Origin of the sequence: Nostoc sp., from assembly GCF_036917355.1 — a bacterium.
Classification (GTDB): Bacteria; Cyanobacteriota; Cyanobacteriia; order Cyanobacteriales; family Nostocaceae; genus Nostoc.
In genome coordinates this window covers 35,215-51,836 of sequence record NZ_JBALDP010000059.1, presented here as the reverse complement: position 1 = coordinate 51,836, position 16,622 = coordinate 35,215, and the positions used below count along the sequence as shown (strand labels likewise).

The window sequence follows — 16,622 nt, the reverse complement described above, 5'->3', positions numbered from 1 at the left end:
AGCTAATGCGACTGCCAAGGTTAATCTTTGTTTTATTCGGTTGATGGTTAAGAGGCTTGCTGCACCTTCTTAGATGTCAAATGGGTTCTATAAGCTATGGGGTATATATAAAAGTGAAAATCCTGAGTACTTTTTACTTCACTGAAACAGTCAAATAATGCGCCCTTACTTCAATCTTCCCATTTCGCTATGGGGTAATATCATGTCCAGTTAAAGACTTATCATTCAGACCGCAGAGGGGCAGAGGGGAGGGGTTTTTGGCTTTCTGCATAGATTTGGGAAATTATAACTAATTAGCCGGACATGATATAAGACAGTACTCAGCACCGCAGAATTAACACTCCGTTGGTAAAGAGAAGAGGGGTAAATATTAAAAGGCAAAGCCTTCCTCCTTTTCCCCTATCAAATTACAGTTTCAGTCAGTATGCCAATCAAATACACATCATCTCATATCGATAATTTGAAATTCAGGATTGCGGCAATTCATGCAATTACTCAAATTTAAGTTGGGGCATAAGTTGGAGAGTGCCAATACCTAAATCTTTAGGTGAAAGCGATCGCCCTTCAAACAAAGCCATCATATCTCGTAACTGTGGATTACCACGGGAGGCTCCCGTTAGTCCTTTAGCAATGATTAAGCCACAGTAGCCCTTAGTATTTTTACACCGTTGATTCCATTTTTTTCGGGCTTCGACATGAATCGGATCTTCATCTAAAAATTCACCGAATAAGAACAATTCGCCATTTTGAGTTTGCAATAAACCCAGGTCGTAGCGATCGCCATCAAAGGGATCGGCACCTGGATTAAAGCAAATTGCTCTCAGTCCGCCTGCTGCTTCAATTCTTTCAATTACAGTCTTCGCCTTAGGTCGGGAGGTTTGAATTAAAATCACCGGCAAACCATCACCCACTGGTTTGATTTCACTAGCCTGGTGGTAGCTGACCCCCTTTCGTAGAGAATCCAACATTTCCCAGGACACTACACCTAAGCTGAGGAAGGAATCTTCTGGTATCAAGTCATCTCGCAATGATTGGAAATCAAGGTTGTCAATCTCGCGATCGTCAATACCAAAGCCTGCCATCTCCTCTAATTCTGCTGCTAACTGCGGCATAGTAGAGACTGTTACAGGCACTGATTTAGTTGATTCTTCCGACTGCGGTAGAGAAATGCGATAGCGACGGCTGAGGGTAGGGAAGATGTCCTCATGAAGTTGGCGACGGTGATCGCGAATAAAGCGGCTCAGGCTTTCGATCGCAACTAAGATTACCAATGCCTCTTCGTCATACAAAACAGACCGTAGTCCTTCTAAAGGATGAATATTACCAAAAGTAGGGTCAATTTCTGATAATGGCAGATCCGCCAAATCATCTTCTTCATCCTCATCTTCGTCGGTTTCGTCAACGCTTTCAAAAGTGAGAAACAAGCAATCTTGCTTGAGGAAGGCTTCTTCTAGATGCTCTGTTGATTCTTCATCTGTGAGAACTGCGGCGCGAAACTGTTTTAAAGAGTCTTCTGAGCGATAAAACAAAATCCCATACTCCATTCCCAGCATTCCCATAACTGAGGCGTAGAGTGTGCCAACATCCCACTTATTAATCTCGATTGACAAAACTTGCTGTTCTTCCAAAAATTCCCAAGGTGCTGCTTGCCAAATCGCAAATGCTTTCTCTCGCAAGATTTGTGCATACTGTGGAGGTAAGTCGGGGGTTTGACTATCGAGGATGTCGGCGAATCCACGAAATAGTTCGTCAATTAAAGGCAGTTCTGGTGCATAGTCAATGGCGATATCCAAATCTTGCAGCACTCCCCGCAGGTAAAATTGGATCTCGCGGTCTTTGACTACAATTCTTTGGGGTCTAGCAGGTCTTGCCGGACTCTGGGGATGCTCCATTGCTTGCATTAAGGTGCGAACTATTGCTTCTGGGCCGGTATCGGAAGCAACCACGTCCATTCCTCGAACAACACCTTGGGAGTAATCTACCCAAAGAATGCATTCTCCCTTTGCCTCTGAGTCTGACACCTGGTTTGGTGATGACAACGGACGGCGATCGCCCTCCCATACAGAAGGAATTTGAGTTAATTTCTTCAACCGACGACTGGTAGAGCGATTAAAACTTGTCATAGAGATCAAAAGAAGCAATTTGGAAGTAAACTTTGGGGGCTAGCTAGCCTCGGATTAAATTTTTATGGCTGCACCTGAAGGGTGGTTGCTTCTGTTGCTGCCGTAAGGCTTGAATTTTAAGAATACCGAATGTATAAACACATTGAGTCTCTAATTCTAGAATAAAAATCTTTGGCAACTTTTGACGGAGTGTTTACAATTTGGCATCTAGCAACATCTAAGCCGCTAGAATGAATACAAAAACACTTAACGAGCAACCCAGAAGCATTAACAAGCCGATATAGGGTAACGCTTATACTAATTAAGGAGTTGAAAAGCAGATGACACAAGCAATTCAGGCTCAACAACGCGGAATTCTGTTGAGCGAAGCCGCATTGCACCAGGTCAAATCCCTCCGAGACAAGCAAGGCACAGATTTCTGCTTACGGGTAGGAGTACGTCAGGGTGGCTGTTCTGGGATGTCTTATATGATGGATTTTGAAGATACCAGCAAAATCACCCCTGATGATGAAGTTTTTGACTATGATGGCTTCAAAATTGTCAGCGATCGCAAGAGTCTGTTATATCTCTACGGTTTGATGCTCGATTACAGCGATGCCATGATTGGCGGTGGTTTCCAGTTTACTAACCCCAATGCTAATCAAACTTGTGGTTGCGGCAAGTCATTTGGGGTGTAATATTGTCAGTTGTCATTTGTCCCTGGTTATTGGACGAAAGACAAATGACAATTGACCAATGACTCATGACTCATGATTAATTTACTATGACTCAAACAGTTGAATCCCTGTTTGACACAGGTTTAGAACGCTATAAAGCAGGAGAATCAGCAGAATCTTTAATCCCTGTATTTAAAGAAGTGTGCGATCGCGCTCCTAAAACTAGTGCAGCTTGGGTTTGTTTAGCGTGGTTGTATCTACTCGATAACAAACCCAATTTGGCTTACAAAGCTGGACAGAAGGCAGTCAAGTTAAATCCACAAGATCCCCAGGCTAGAATCAATCTCGCCTTAGCAATGCTGGAAACAAAGCAAAAAGGTTTGCGGGAACATATTGACATAGCACAGCAGTTGATTTTTGTCAATGAAGAATGGAGTGATGAAATAAAAAATAGTATTGAGGACGGTTTAAGTAGAAAACCAGATTGGCAAAGTTTGACAAAAGTCAAAAATTGGCTGTTTGAAAAGTAAAAGATGGGGACTGGGGAGAAATCAATTAAAAATTAAAAATTAAAAATTAAAAATTGAAGAACTCCTCCTTCCTGTTTCCCAATGGCCAATACAACTTTTGGAGAGGTTGTGCCAACGACTCCTTTCGACTTGGCTCAAGCCAAGTCGCTCAGTACAAGTGCCCAATGTCCAATGCTCCATTTCCCAATCCAATCATGAAAGATAAATTGTTAAATTGGCTAAACATGGTTTTAGTCGCCGATGTTTTTTTGGTTTTGTTTGGCTTTGGCTGGTTAGCGATCGCTGCGATCGGTGATGCCGCAGGAGTAAACCTGGGTTTGGATTTATGGCATCAACTGTGGCAACCCTTGTTTAACCCAGCAATTGGCATCCTTATGGGCGGTGCCATTCTCAGCGGTATTATCAGTTGGGTTTCCAAAAAATTTCTTTCTAGTCAATAATCAAAGAATAAGGCACAGGGTATGGAGCAGAAGAGGCAGAGGTGAGGAGGGGCAAAGGAGCAGAGGGGAAAAACTCACTGAACTTCTCCTCGGTTACTGAGCGTAGCCTCTCGTAGAAAAGTGCTGCTCCCTGCTCCCCTGCTCCTTTTTAATTAAGAATTTGTGTTAATGCCGATTGCAAATTAGGATATTTGTACTCAAAGCCTGTTTGCACAGTGCGTTTTGGGATAACCTGCTGACCTTCTAAAACTACTATTGCCCCGTCTCCTAAAAGAGCTTCAATCGCAAAAGCAGGAACAGGCAACCAAGAAGGTCGATTCATCACTTGTCCCAAAGTTTGGCTTAAATCTGCCATTCGGACTGGGTTAGGAGCAGTAGCATTATATACACCTTCTATTTCCGGTTTAGTTAAAGCTTGCAAAATCAGGTTAACTAAATCGTCTACGTGAATCCATGAGAACCACTGCCGACCACTGCCAATAGGCCCGCCAGCAAAGAGTTTGAAAGGCGGAATCATTTTACCTAAAGCACCACCATTGCCCAAAACAATCCCAAAACGCAGAATTACCAGTCGCACACCAACATCTTTTACTTTTCTCGCTTCAGCTTCCCAGGCTTGGCAGACTTGGGCAAGAAAATCGTTACCAGATAGACTGGTTTCATCAAAGGTTGCCGTTTCACTGGTGCCGTAGTAGCCAATAGCTGAAGCGTTAATTAACACTGATGGTTTAGGATTAGCGTTGGCTATTGCTTCAACTATTTTTTGTGTACCTAACTTTCGGCTATTGAGGATTTCTTGTTTCCGTTCTGGTGTCCAGCGTCCTTCACCAATAGGTTCTCCTGCCAAATTAACTACGCCATCACAACTAGCGATGACACTTTGCCAAGAACCAGATGCATTTGGTGTATAGGCAACAATTTCTACATTAGGGAAAGCCTCAGAGGGAAAAACCTTTTGAGCAAAAGTGGTATTTCGAGTTAATACTACTGTTTTATGACCTTCTCCGTGTAATCGTTGTACCAAACGACTACCGACAAATCCTGTTGCTCCAGTAATTGCGACTTTCATTTTCTACCTCAGCCAAACTTTCATTGTAAAGTTTTTGATCGAACTTTCAGCTTACCAAAGAAGGCAGGGGGAAGTGTTTCGACTACGCTCAACAACCAGGCAGGAGGACGAAAATATATTTTTTGCCCTCTGCCACTTTCTTTTAGATCGAGTAAATTTATTTATATTCGCGGAGCGTGTCGTAGACAAGAAAGAATTAAATATGTATTTCGAGCGGAAAGTGCCACAAAAAATACTGCGTCCTTATTGAAACCCCGTTCGGCTGATGCTTAGGGAATGCCTAAATTTATTTATGAGGTTTACCTCCTGCCTGGTTGTTGAGCGTAATCGAAACACTGCCTCCTGCCCCCTGCCTCTTTTTTGACTGTATATCTGTACCTGCTCTCAAAAACTTTGATTTTTTAATGACTTTATCTTTATATTTAGATACTTCGGTATTATAGGATGGACGGAGTGTTGCAAGGCTTGGGGCTATTATGGCTCGCTATACCTGTTCATTTATTGTTTCTGTTCCTAGTGACCATCTGTTGCCGTTACTTGTAGAACTTCTACAGGACTGTCAGTTGGATATTCAATATCACACAGCCGAATATATTATCGGTCGTGAGGTTCCTGGAAATGTTCCTTTTCCTAAATTAATAACAGTAGAAGTACTGATTGATAAATCAAAATCTACTGAAACGGAAACTCGCATGAGTATTGTGATTAAAAATGAAGAACTACCAATTCACCTAGATAATTACTGCCGACAAATGTTTGAGTTAATCAAGCAATCTATTGAAAGTAGCCGTCATTGGCATTTGATTGAAAGTATTGCAGGATAAGCTTTGGTGATTGAATTGATACTCCCACGGCTTGAAGCTGTGGAAGTGTCAGACTGTAATTGGTAGTTATAATTCACTCTTTTACTCCTCTAAATCCTCGGCCATACCGGGGTTTATTAGTGTAATGTCGTACTCGCTCGAATCCGTTTGCCCTAAACGCTGAGTATTTCTTAAAAGGTAATAAATGGCACGTACTTGAGGCCCAAAAACGATCTCGTCTTCATTTCTGAGATCGTGGGCTGGTATTTTACGTCCATTAATCATCAAACCGTTAGAACTAGGCTTACCTTTGGCATCGCCATCTACAATCCGGTAATAGTAGCTATGACTATTATGCTCTCGTGGCAATCTCACTAATGTGGCATGGCGGCGGGAGACAAACTGCGACATTAAACGGATATTACATTCGCGGTCTCTACCGATAGAGTAGACGGGGTGCTCCAGAGAAAATTCTTTGCGACCTTGATCGTCTTCAATAATCAGTAGATGGTTTTCATTGGTTTCTGCTGCCATTGACAAATCGGTGGAACTGTAATTGATTAAGATTTGTTTAGTATCGTATCTTGCCATTTTCGCGCACCATAAGTCTGTGGTGCTAATCTAAATAAGCTTTAAAATTGCATAATACCTTGAAAGAGTAGAACATGGCCGTTCTACTCCAGTAGCTATGATAGCTTTGGTAAGTGTCTTAAATCTGACTACTGACTCCTGAATTGTGTTTTGATAACCAATATTTGTGGTGGCAAATTGGACGTGTAAAGGAGTATTCTACACGCGATGAGCGAATCGCCGTAATAATATTGAGTTGGTGACGACGCTAACAGAGCTAAAAGCCATTAATGCAGCAGCACCAGATGGGTTAAGCACAAAACCCAGACTAGGGAATAAAACACCTGCTGCTAAAGGAATGCCAAGCGTATTATATGCAAAAGCCCAGAATAAATTTTGGCGGATTTTGTTGAATGTGGCGCGACTAAGCTGAATAGATTCGACGACATCGTTTAGGCGATCGCGCATTAAAATAATTTCAGCAGTTTCCATCGCCACATCTGTCCCGGAGTGTAAAGCAATTCCTACATCAGCTTGAGATAAAGCTGGAGCATCGTTGATTCCATCTCCTACCATTGCCACAACTGAGTGGGGAGTTTTCTTTGTCTCTTTGTCTCCTTGTCCCCTTGTCCCTTCTAACTGGAGAGACCGTATTGCCGCCGCTTTTTTCGCTGGGGGAACACCTGCTATGACATCAGCACTATCTAATCCTAATTGTTTGGCTATGGCGCTAGCGGCTTCTTTGCGATCGCCACTGAGCAACATTACCCGTAAGCCCATCTGACGTAACTTGTCTACAGTCGATTGAGCATCCGATCTAAGGGTATCAGAAACACCGATTAGTCCTGCTAAGGTTCCCCCAATTGCGACGCAAACGACTGTTTTACCATCTGTTGCCAAATCCTGTGCTATCTGTTGTGCAGTTTCGTTAATGGCAATGCCGTGCCAACTCAACCATTCCCAGTTACCCAACAATACAACTGTGCCTTCTACCACAGCAGATACCCCTAGCCCTGGTTCCGTGTGAAAGTCTACAGCCTCTGGAATCGATAACTCTTGCCGCTGTGCTTCTTGCTGAATCGCTTTTGCTAGGGGATGGTGAGTACCGCTCTCTACGGCGGCTGCTAGCTGTATTAGGGAGTAAGGTTGACTACTCCCTATTCCCCACTCGCCATTCCCCATTTCCTCAATTAACAGACAATCTGTGACTATGGGATTACCTGTAGTCAGAGTGCCAGTTTTATCAAATACTACGGTATTTAACTGGTGTACTCTTTCTAAAACATCGCCACCTTTGATTAACAAACCTCTTTCTGCGCCCATAGCAGTCCCAACCAGAATGGCTGTTGGCGTTGCAAGTCCCAAAGCACAGGGACAGGCGACTACCATAACTGCGATCGCTAGTTTTAAACTAATTAACAGGGAAGAGTGGGGAGTTGGGAGTGAGGAGTGGTGAGCGTGGCTCATCATTTCCATACCACCAGACATGGTGATATTAGTCCAAATGTGAGTGCCGAAAAAGTACCAAAAGGTAAATGTTAAGACAGATGCTGTTAGCACTCCGTAGGTAAAGTAACCAGCTACTGTATCTGCTAATTTCTGTACTGGTGCTTTGCGAGTTTGGGCAGCTTCTACTAGGGCGACAATTTGAGCTAGAGTTGTATCACTTCCAATCCGGGTTGCCTGAATAGCGATCGCTCCTGACTGGTTTAGTGTCCCTCCTGTCACCATATCTCCTGGTTTTTTGATTACTGGCACTGATTCCCCAGTTAGCATTGATTCATCAACCGTTGTTTGACCAACTACCACTTCACCATCAACGGGGATTTTATCGCCTGGTAGCACTTGTAAGCATTCACCAACACGCACCTGTTCAGCAGGAATCTCAACACTAGAAGAACCCATTCCAGCTTTCTCTGGGTTGGCAATCAATCGCGCTAAGAGTGGCTGGAGTGCTAGCAATTTCCTAAATGCAGCAGCCGCGCGACCTCTAGCTTGTTGCTCTAATGTCCTTCCTAAGAGAATAAAGCCCAGCATCATTACTGGTTCGTCAAAAAAACATTCCCAACCCAATTGGGGAAAAAGCAGCGCTACTAAACTAGCAATGTAGGCTGTCAGCGTTCCCAGCCCCACCAGGGTGTTCATGTTAGGCGCATTTCGCCGCCAGCCCAGCCAGCCATCTACTAAAATCGGGCGACCGGGAATTAACAGCGCTACTGTCGCCAGTCCACAGTGAAACCAGATGTTATTTAGGACTGGCAGCACTGAGCTACCAAGATTACCAAAATGTCCACTTCCTGACAATATCAGCAACACCGCCGCGATCGCCAACTGCCATAGAGAAGAAAGCATTTCTCGGCGTTGTCGTTCTGCTGGATCTGGTAAGCTCGATATTTCGCCCGCTACTCTGCCATTAACTTTTCGGGGTTGAGTCGGGAATCCAACGGCTGTTAATCGCTGTGCCAGTGCATCTGCATCTATTACACCAACTTCTGACTCTACAACTGCTACTTCTGTGGCCAGGTTCACACAGGCACTCTTGACTCCTGGATGTTGGGTTAGCTGTCGCTCTACTGCGTTCACACACCCAGCACACTTCATACCCCCAACATCTAAAATAATCTTCTCTAGGATTGGGTCAGGTTCTAGGGCTGGCTTAGTTTTCGGGACAAGTTGCATGGCTTGTGTTTGGATTCGCTACAGAAATTCAACGCCTGACTAAAAGCGTCTCTAATTCGAGCGTAGGCTAAATATGGAACTATGACTCAATGTCAACCATATTAAAATTATTAATTTATCGTACTTTGTTGAGTATGAACGACTATCGCTGTACTTAATTCAACGTTCCAAGTTCCTAGATTTATCTGTAGAGTTTTTAATTTTTAATTTTTAATTTTTAATTCCCCTACAGGGGGTTGACATTTCCAACGTCGATAAGTGACATAAATAATCGCTGCCACTTGTATTGGCGCGATCGCAATCAGGTTTTTGAAGAAATAGTTGATTTCTAAATGAGACATAACGCTGAAATATCCTAAGCCTAACAAGAAGAACATTGCCCAGTTAAGCTGTTTAGGTTTGAAAATGAGCATATTAATAAAAATAAATATAGAAGGTAAAAGTGCTGTATAAGTTTTGCTAAAGGTAAAAGGTGAAGCGGAAGGGAAAAAGGATGTTTCTTTGGTTGCTGCCCTTTATCCCTGCGCTTTTGCTGCAATCCTAAGCTTTGCAGTGGGTATCATTCCCTGCTTCCAGTCAGAATAAGAAAGTTATTCTTGCACTAGAACCAGCCTTGCTTATTCACAAAATAGGTATTTACAAATCCTTCAGGGGATTTATTTAAGTAGATCATGCCTTCAATTAGACCTACGAGTTGCATAACTAACAAAGCAACGCCGTAGGTAAAAGAACCCCCAACTACAGAAATCACTAACATGATAAAGCCTTCCGAAGCGTATCCTAGAATAAACTTATGAACCCCGAATGCTCCCAGGATAATGCCACAGTAACCAGATAGAAGTTGTTTGGTAGGGTGACTGGGGTTAAGATTTGCCATATAAGTGCTGCTCCTTGATAAGTGAGTATAAAAATAAAGTCTTTATTGTAATGGAAGCAAATACATTTACTTGCTTAATAAATAGATTTTTAATTTTTTCAGTCGAGTAAGTCTCAAGATGAATAATTAAAATCAGCGTGCTTCTATTCCAGAGGAGACGCCAAGATGTCTTGCGATATAGTCCAAACTGGCGCTCCTTGATGACTGTTGCTGGATTTGACGATCGCAAACCCTGGTGCAGCAGTTTTGCAGATTTTCAGCTCAGACATTTATCTTGAGCAGAATCAATCTTAAATAATCAGCAAAAGCTGCTACATACACCACTTTTTACAAGTCCATCAGTATTATTTCCGGATGTTTTTGCGTAGGCGTAGCCCGCACTTCGGCTGCGCTCAGTGACCGTCGTAGACATCGCATCAATGGCAAGACAAATGCCTGGCTAGTGAGAATCTAGAAGCGCAAAAAGCATCTTCCATATCTCTCTAACCGCTTTTTAGTTACCGATCCCCACTTCCATGAGCGCAAACCGGAATTGCATTCCAATTTATGACAGCTAAAAATGGTTCAAGAAGACAATTAACATCTCGAAAAATGGCTAAAATCTACCCAAATGAGAATAAATGCTTAACTAGATAGTTTGTTGTCTATGTTAATAGCATTCTTTAATTTGCTTTTGCCATTATCGTAATTGGGTTTTCAGCTAGTATTTATGCTTTTAACCAATTATCACTAGTAAATTGTCTCTACCTATGGTGATAAAATCAGATATTTTTGTTTTTGGCAACCGTACTGTACTAGTATTAATTACTACCTAAAACGAATAAACTTAATAGTGTACCACTATTCCAAAGGCTGTGGAGGAGCATAGGAGCGAGGAGATTGCGCGATCGCGTGTAGACTACTCCCAACACAATGCCCAATGCAGTCAGGGGGAGAATTTCCGATAAGCTAAGGTGAGCGATCGCAAACAACAAACTACTGATCAGAATCGATCCCCACACGGGTAAGTAACGAGTTAGAGAGGGTAACAAAAAACCGCGAAATAGGATTTCTTCAAAAAATGGAGCTGCGATCGCCGCTGTGGAGAAAAATATACCCAGTGCGATACCATCTTGGCTTTCCAGGGCTAGTTGCAACAGAGGATTACTCCCACCTTGTCCTTGCCATAGCTGCTGATTAATTAAAGATACCACCACAACTACAGGTAAAGCCGTGCAATAGCCTCCCAGTCCCCACAAAAACCAGTTATCTTGAAAACGGAAGCGAAACCAGAATTCTGGTAGTGGAAAGAAGCGCTTAAGAGAGAAATACAGCACTAACAGCGCACCTAATGCCACCAAGAAGTAACTAACCAACACAGAAAATGCCTGAAGTCGTACATCTACAATGGGGCGCGGGATGGGTAGCAGTGATATCACCAAAGGTACAAAAATTTGCCCCATGAAGAAAAAGCCGATGATAAAAACCTGCAAAACCGTTTCACCACCCCAAGGCGTTGACCAAGGGATATCAGCATTTTGAGCTAATAAAGAGGCTTTTCCTTTCACCAAGCGTTGAGCAAATAATAAAATCAGCAGTATGAGACCAATTAAAGCTGCTAAGGTGGGAATAGTGCCAATAACTGCCAATTTAATCACTGCTTGAGCAGAAGATTCTTGTTGTGCGGCTTTTACTGCTGATAACGCATCTTGTCGTTGCTGGAGTTGGTATAACTTAACCAAAGCAGTAGAGCGAAACCAACCTTCTAAATTCTTTTGAATTGGTTCTTGAGCATTTGGGAGGATACGGGGAGGATTGCTCCACAGTCCTGTCAATACAGCGGCGGTTTCCCAAAACCCTGAATTAATATCTGAGCGTTGTTGTAATTCGCTCCAAGTCTTGAAGGCTGTATCCGTCTGTCCTTGCTGTGCTTGTAAGATTCCCAAACGCAGGTCTAATTCAGCTAGTAATTTTTGTAATTGTTTAAAAGACTGCTGTAACTGTTGCTGTCCCTGTTTAGGAGTTTTAAGAGTGGGAGGAGCGTCTGGTAGAGGTTTCGGAGGTGTGGGAGTTATTTCAGCCTGAGAGCGTAATTGTGCAAGTTTATTGTTAACTTTGTCTAAATTAGCTTGAACTGACTGACGCGCCTCCTGATACTGCTTTGTAGCGCTTTCTAGAGGTTGCTCACCAAGTATTGCTTCCCGAACCGCCTGGAGTTTGTCATCACCGCTATCTTCTGATTGCCAAGCTTGAGCTTGTAAAGCAATATTTGTTTGGTATAGTTCCAAACGACTTTGAAATTGAGGTTCTTGCCAACTACCGAATAAAGCCGAAACTGCTAACAGAACTGCTATCGGCGTCATCACAAAAAATAAAACCAACCGCTTGAGTGTCATCTATCCCCCTTTGACTTACCAGTGGAGAGCGCGTCCCCCTTGGGAATTATCGCAATAAAAAGTCAGAGGTGGATAGATATCATCAATATTGTAAGTTTGCGATGTCTGTGGTTTTTGCTAGCCAATGTACCCACGATGTTAAATTACAGTAGTGTTCTCCCACCTTGAGGAAGCCGATAATCTTTGTTTTGAGCGATGAATCACTCACTACGAACTAGAATTTTATTTTATGTTTAATTATGCCTACTTACTGAGTCTCAGTAGTCTAACTTAGAGGAATTCAGGATCGAGAAGTTGTTCCATAGTAAAAGGACACTCAAGGGGAAAAGTTTCTATTGGTTTTTGAGTCTCATTTGCGGCATCTCGACGAGCACGGCGATAATATTTCTGTATCCACTCCCTGTTTTCTAGAAAGCGCTGCAAACTGGGAGTATCTTCCAAGCAATCTTGAATTTGGTTTCGGCAGTTTGAGATTGTGTTAACCCAACTTTTGGTTTTTCGCTCTGGTTGATATTGGCATTTGAGTAAGTGCATTAAAAACACTTGTAAATAACTTCCAAGTTCTTTTTGTTCGCTCCGGCCCAAAGCCTCTAGTTCCTCTACCAAATGTTCAACATCTAACTCAGCCCAGCGTCCTTTCTTTAGGCACTCAGCTTGTTGCTGCGTCCACACCAGAAAGTCCTGATTGTAGAGTGTCGTTTTACTCATCAACAGTTACCCCTTTGTTTTCAGCAACATTTTGCCTATTTTTGCTGAATGCAGTGCTTTACTAGATATTTTACAAACAAAGTTAGGGCGAAAGCGCTGACTACAAACCTTTAATTATTGATGCTATCCTATTTAATCTTTCAAAAGGAATCTAGTAATTACTCCTTTGATTAATTTCAAGTTGTGTATTTTTTAGTACTCAAAATTTATAAATAATGAAGAGTGAAGAACCAAAATTTTAATCCTTCACTCTTCATACCTCATTCCATATTTCTAAGATTCTCTTCCCGATGCCCAAGTATCACGCCATTTGACAGTACCTTCTTTCGCAATCACCCAGCGACGATTTACGAGATTTTCGCGTAGAGGCGATCGCCCTTCTCGCCACATGGCATATTTATAAGCAATTAGCTTACCAGCACTTTCATCAAAGGGAATCTCGGCAAACCAAGTATTGGTGTTGATGTACTCTAGGGGATAGGCTTTGCTGATATCCCAGTTACCTAACTCTGGGCAATCTCCTGTCACCACAATGATTTCACCAGGTTGGGTCTCTACGCCATTGAGTTGGACGCGGACAATTGTTTGTGCTTTTACCCGTTCGCCAACGTGGCTGAAAACAATCACTCCCCTTTCTTCTAGTACTAGGTCATAAATCTTGCCATCTTTCACCTCATACTTGTTGCGAGTCACTACGCAGGTATGCTCTCCATCGGGTAATTCTGTTTCTACTTCTGGTAAAGTAACTTCTCCTCCCCGGTTTAAAGCGACAAAACACACAGAGTCACGATAACGGCGTACATAGCAGTAAACATCTGGTGTTAAGTATTTTTGCCAGTGGCTACCCATTGATACGGCTGGATTCAGTCGTCGTAAGCCAGACAGCAGCCTGATGCAACGATAAATCTCACTCTCAGTATCCCAATTTTCCATCATTGGGCGGTTGTACGGGTCGTTGCCGCCATCAGTGTCGTTATGCAGATACTGTTCTGTGCCGTAATATATGCAGGGAATGCCGCGACAGGTCATAATTAAGGCGATCGCAACTTTCAGCATCGCTGGATCGGGATTCAGCGATTGGAAACGGCACATATCATGGTTATCAATGAAGGTAACTAGCTCTGTTGCCCCGTTGTAGCAATGATCTTGGTCAAAAATATATTGAATTGTTTGGAATCCCATTTCTGAACCTTGCCCTAGTGCAGCTCGAATTGCCACGCACAGCCCAAAGTCTAGAAGTGTCATGCCTGAGTGATTGGCAAATTCCACTGAGCGCTCGTCACTCGGATTACTATAAATCCATTCACCAAAAATGAATACATCTGGTTTGTGATTGGTCATCTCGCCAGTGAATTCTTGCCAAAACCAGATCGGCATGTGCTTGACAGTATCCACCCGCAGTGCATCCACACCCCGGTCTAGCCATTGTTTAATTGCTGACTTAATATACTCCCGATATTCCGTATTGTTTTCATTGAAGGTTGCGAGACCAGCTAGTTCACAGTTTTGTACTTGCCAATCATCTTCCCAATTTTGCACTTCGCCATAGTGGTGATACCAATGATTGACATCATCATTGAAATCAGCAATTTTGACACCATCATCATACAATTCACCTTTACTACCGCTAGTATCAGGTGTACTATGGTTGCAGACAATATCCAGCACTAGCTTCATATTGCGCTTGTGCATTTCTGTAATTAACCGATCAAAAGTTGTATTTTTTTCTTCTTGAGTAGCGTTTAAAGAAGGGTTCTCTCCCTCTGCAATGTATCGAGGATTAAGCCGTTTAAAGTCTTTTGTCCAATAGCCATGTATTGCTGCATTGCCAACAAATAACTCTTCAACCTGCTCGAACAGTGGAGTTAGCCAAAGAGCGGTAACTCCCATATTTTTGAGATAATCTAATTTATCGATGACACCTTGCAAGTCGCCACCCCAGTACTTACCCCAATCTTGTCTGGTTGGATCGTACAGTTCTGAGTTTGCACCTTCGCTGTTATCTGGATCGCCATCATAAAAGCGATCGACTACGAGAAAATAAATTGTTTCCTGACGAAATTCAATATCTCTGGTGTAAAGGAACTCTAGAGCAATCTCAATATCTAACTGCGGTTCTTGTATAAGAGCTTCTACATTTTCCTTTGCAGGATCTACTTTATATTGATCTGGTGAAAACTGGGATGGTGGGGTTTGTACCATAAAAAACTCAAAATTTCATCTAATTCACACTTGCAGAACCAACAGTACAACGTTTCGGGTATTGTGTGTCACTACAAACTTCGGTATTGTGGCATCCTGCTTACGGTGTAGGTATCTATCGCTAGCTAGTTTATAATTCTATCGGTAGATATAATTCATCTGCTAGAGAATAAAAATAAAGCACTATAGCAGTTATTAATGGTAATTGCTAGATTACAAAAATTTACAATATTTAATTAAGTTAACCTGCGGTAGATACTGAGCCTAGCTCGTATTTAAATGTATATTAGACAACAGATTTTATAACACCTCAACTTTTTGGAGATTAGTTGTCAATAAGGTTTTGTTACACCTGAGCAATACTGAGTTAACCACGTATAAGGCAACTTTTTCTCTAGAAGATTCGCTCCATTGGTAAACTGACCATTGTCACTTTCAATCTGTTATTACTATCAAGGAATTAATTTAGGTAGCAATTATGACCAAATATGACAAGGTTTTTAACTCACCAAAGACATCAGAGGAATCACTCAGTCCAGAGGAAGCGGTGGCGGCGATCGCAACTGTGACTGCGATCGCAGATTCATTTATTGAAGAGGTAGATGCAGAAAGTTTAGCGGGTATCCTCTGGGAATTCGAGGTTTTCGAGGAATACTCTGAAGATGAAATTGCAGAAATAGTTGATAGACTCATCTCCATTGCTGAAGAAGAGGGAATTGGGCCTCTGTTCAATGCAGCCAAAGTATCTCTCTCAGATGAATTAGTGCTAGATGGTTTTGCCGCTGGGGTAATAGTGCTTTTAGACGATAACCTCGCCATCCCCAAACCAAAACAAGCCTACCTCAAAAAGCTACAGGCAGCTTTAGAACTTGAGGATGAAGAAGCAGAGGAAATCATCAAGGAGGTAATCGCAGCCTTTAAAGAAGCAGAAGATGAAGAATATACAGACGATGAAGATGAGACAGTAGTCATCGAAGATTTTAGCGAACAGACATATCAATCTCCTTTAGGTAATTTTACCGTGCCGATTCCGGTCGATCCGCAGCAGGGCGGTAGAATTCAAAGCCAGGAAGGAGTAGTTGGCTTTTCTGATGACATCGGTACTTTGCTGAGAATCGATTATTATCCTTTCCCCCTAGAACAGTTAGAGGAATTGGAGTCTGTTGGACAAGAAGAATATTTACAAACAATTTTAGTAGACAAGTATGTACCTCAAGCGATTTTTGCCAATGTACCAGATGCTTCTGTGGAATATACTGAATATCTGGAAAATACTTTGCGAGGCGCTTACTACGTGTTAATTGATATGCCCAAAGGTTCCACAATTTCTAAGCAAGAAAATAATGGAACTGCGATCAGATTAGATGCGTACCGAGGATTGCTCGCTTTTATCAGTGGTGAATTTTTGTACATAGTTAGTAGTCAGCACAGCTTTATTAACGGCGAAACTCCTGATTCTGTTGAGGAAGAGGCTGAAGATATCAAAGAAAGTATTGTAGAGTTTGTTGAGACTATAGAGTTCGCTTAGTACAGTATTTCATTCATTCGTAGCGAAGTAAATTTGGCAGGATTCTGCAATGCTAATACGTT

The 16,622-nt window shown here is 42.4% G+C and carries 15 protein-coding genes; 5 read left to right on the top strand and 10 right to left on the bottom strand.

Annotated elements, in window-relative coordinates:
- Positions 1–491 precede the first annotated feature (491 nt).
- On the bottom strand, positions 492–2,123 hold the full coding sequence (locus tag V7K53_RS17225; protein ID WP_335198689.1) for a DUF6930 domain-containing protein: 1,632 nt from the start codon (positions 2,121–2,123) through the stop codon (positions 492–494).
- A 320-nt stretch (positions 2,124–2,443) separates the two neighbouring features.
- Between V7K53_RS17225 and V7K53_RS17220 the strand changes: the two genes are divergently transcribed.
- The 3 genes from V7K53_RS17220 (at position 2,444) to V7K53_RS17210 (ending at position 3,749) form a co-directional block, all read left to right on the top strand.
- Positions 2,444–2,800 (top strand): iron-sulfur cluster assembly accessory protein, encoded by a 357-nt coding sequence (locus tag V7K53_RS17220; RefSeq protein WP_094352468.1) that lies wholly within the window; start codon positions 2,444–2,446, stop codon positions 2,798–2,800.
- A gap of 86 nt (positions 2,801–2,886) precedes the next feature.
- Positions 2,887–3,309 (top strand): tetratricopeptide repeat protein, encoded by a 423-nt coding sequence (locus V7K53_RS17215; RefSeq protein ID WP_322674253.1) that lies wholly within the window; start codon positions 2,887–2,889, stop codon positions 3,307–3,309.
- 194 nt (positions 3,310–3,503) lie between these two features.
- Positions 3,504–3,749 (top strand): hypothetical protein, encoded by a 246-nt coding sequence (locus tag V7K53_RS17210; RefSeq protein WP_094352470.1) that lies wholly within the window; start codon positions 3,504–3,506, stop codon positions 3,747–3,749.
- A gap of 148 nt (positions 3,750–3,897) precedes the next feature.
- Here the strand turns inward: V7K53_RS17210 and thyD are convergent, their stop codons facing one another.
- Positions 3,898–4,818 (bottom strand): thylakoid membrane protein ThyD, encoded by a 921-nt coding sequence (thyD, locus tag V7K53_RS17205; RefSeq protein WP_335198688.1) that lies wholly within the window; start codon positions 4,816–4,818, stop codon positions 3,898–3,900.
- A gap of 476 nt (positions 4,819–5,294) precedes the next feature.
- Here thyD and V7K53_RS17200 point away from each other — a divergent pair, with 476 nt between their 5' ends.
- Positions 5,295–5,642, top strand: a complete 348-nt coding sequence (locus tag V7K53_RS17200) for a hypothetical protein (RefSeq protein WP_289798874.1) — start codon at positions 5,295–5,297, stop codon at positions 5,640–5,642.
- A gap of 81 nt (positions 5,643–5,723) precedes the next feature.
- Here V7K53_RS17200 and V7K53_RS17195 read toward each other — a convergent pair whose 3' ends face one another.
- From V7K53_RS17195 to V7K53_RS17160, 8 genes are all read right to left on the bottom strand, one after another.
- Positions 5,724–6,212 (bottom strand): FHA domain-containing protein, encoded by a 489-nt coding sequence (locus V7K53_RS17195; protein WP_094352473.1) that lies wholly within the window; start codon positions 6,210–6,212, stop codon positions 5,724–5,726.
- A gap of 198 nt (positions 6,213–6,410) precedes the next feature.
- Complete coding sequence (locus V7K53_RS17190) at positions 6,411–8,870, bottom strand: heavy metal translocating P-type ATPase (RefSeq protein WP_335198687.1); 2,460 nt, start codon at positions 8,868–8,870, stop codon at positions 6,411–6,413.
- Between the two features lie 203 nt (positions 8,871–9,073).
- Positions 9,074–9,283, bottom strand: coding sequence for a hypothetical protein (locus V7K53_RS17185; protein WP_335198686.1), 210 nt, complete (start codon positions 9,281–9,283; stop codon positions 9,074–9,076).
- A 188-nt stretch (positions 9,284–9,471) separates the two neighbouring features.
- The gene (locus V7K53_RS17180) at positions 9,472–9,747 is read right to left on the bottom strand and encodes a TM2 domain-containing protein (RefSeq protein ID WP_094352477.1); all 276 of its coding nucleotides are present in this window, start codon (positions 9,745–9,747) and stop codon (positions 9,472–9,474) included.
- A gap of 143 nt (positions 9,748–9,890) precedes the next feature.
- Positions 9,891–10,016 (bottom strand): hypothetical protein, encoded by a 126-nt coding sequence (locus V7K53_RS17175; protein WP_335198685.1) that lies wholly within the window; start codon positions 10,014–10,016, stop codon positions 9,891–9,893.
- A gap of 531 nt (positions 10,017–10,547) precedes the next feature.
- Positions 10,548–12,122, bottom strand: coding sequence for a CPBP family intramembrane glutamic endopeptidase (locus V7K53_RS17170; RefSeq protein ID WP_335198684.1), 1,575 nt, complete (start codon positions 12,120–12,122; stop codon positions 10,548–10,550).
- Positions 12,123–12,392: 270 nt separating this feature from the next.
- Positions 12,393–12,830, bottom strand: coding sequence for a DUF29 domain-containing protein (locus V7K53_RS17165; protein WP_335198683.1), 438 nt, complete (start codon positions 12,828–12,830; stop codon positions 12,393–12,395).
- 273 nt (positions 12,831–13,103) lie between these two features.
- Complete coding sequence (locus V7K53_RS17160) at positions 13,104–15,032, bottom strand: alpha-amylase family glycosyl hydrolase (RefSeq protein WP_335198682.1); 1,929 nt, start codon at positions 15,030–15,032, stop codon at positions 13,104–13,106.
- A 478-nt stretch (positions 15,033–15,510) separates the two neighbouring features.
- Here V7K53_RS17160 and V7K53_RS17155 point away from each other — a divergent pair, with 478 nt between their 5' ends.
- Positions 15,511–16,560 carry a hypothetical protein gene (locus tag V7K53_RS17155; RefSeq protein ID WP_335198681.1) on the top strand — a complete coding sequence of 350 codons (1,050 nt, stop codon included), beginning with the start codon at positions 15,511–15,513 and terminating at the stop codon, positions 16,558–16,560.
- Positions 16,561–16,622 lie beyond the last annotated feature (62 nt).

Bases quoted from the DNA above. Each gene is read 5' to 3' on its own strand.
- V7K53_RS17225 (WP_335198689.1), bottom strand. From the start codon at position 2,123: ATGACAAGTTTTAATCGCTCTACCAGTCGTCGGTTGAAGAAATTAACT.
- V7K53_RS17220 (WP_094352468.1), top strand. From the start codon at position 2,444: ATGACACAAGCAATTCAGGCTCAACAACGCGGAATTCTGTTGAGCGAA.
- V7K53_RS17215 (WP_322674253.1), top strand. From the start codon at position 2,887: ATGACTCAAACAGTTGAATCCCTGTTTGACACAGGTTTAGAACGCTAT.
- V7K53_RS17210 (WP_094352470.1), top strand. From the start codon at position 3,504: ATGAAAGATAAATTGTTAAATTGGCTAAACATGGTTTTAGTCGCCGAT.
- thyD (WP_335198688.1), bottom strand. From the start codon at position 4,818: ATGAAAGTCGCAATTACTGGAGCAACAGGATTTGTCGGTAGTCGTTTG.
- V7K53_RS17200 (WP_289798874.1), top strand. From the start codon at position 5,295: ATGGCTCGCTATACCTGTTCATTTATTGTTTCTGTTCCTAGTGACCAT.
- V7K53_RS17195 (WP_094352473.1), bottom strand. From the start codon at position 6,212: ATGGCAAGATACGATACTAAACAAATCTTAATCAATTACAGTTCCACC.
- V7K53_RS17190 (WP_335198687.1), bottom strand. From the start codon at position 8,870: ATGCAACTTGTCCCGAAAACTAAGCCAGCCCTAGAACCTGACCCAATC.
- V7K53_RS17185 (WP_335198686.1), bottom strand. From the start codon at position 9,283: ATGCTCATTTTCAAACCTAAACAGCTTAACTGGGCAATGTTCTTCTTG.
- V7K53_RS17180 (WP_094352477.1), bottom strand. From the start codon at position 9,747: ATGGCAAATCTTAACCCCAGTCACCCTACCAAACAACTTCTATCTGGT.
- V7K53_RS17175 (WP_335198685.1), bottom strand. From the start codon at position 10,016: ATGTCTGAGCTGAAAATCTGCAAAACTGCTGCACCAGGGTTTGCGATC.
- V7K53_RS17170 (WP_335198684.1), bottom strand. From the start codon at position 12,122: ATGACACTCAAGCGGTTGGTTTTATTTTTTGTGATGACGCCGATAGCA.
- V7K53_RS17165 (WP_335198683.1), bottom strand. From the start codon at position 12,830: ATGAGTAAAACGACACTCTACAATCAGGACTTTCTGGTGTGGACGCAG.
- V7K53_RS17160 (WP_335198682.1), bottom strand. From the start codon at position 15,032: ATGGTACAAACCCCACCATCCCAGTTTTCACCAGATCAATATAAAGTA.
- V7K53_RS17155 (WP_335198681.1), top strand. From the start codon at position 15,511: ATGACCAAATATGACAAGGTTTTTAACTCACCAAAGACATCAGAGGAA.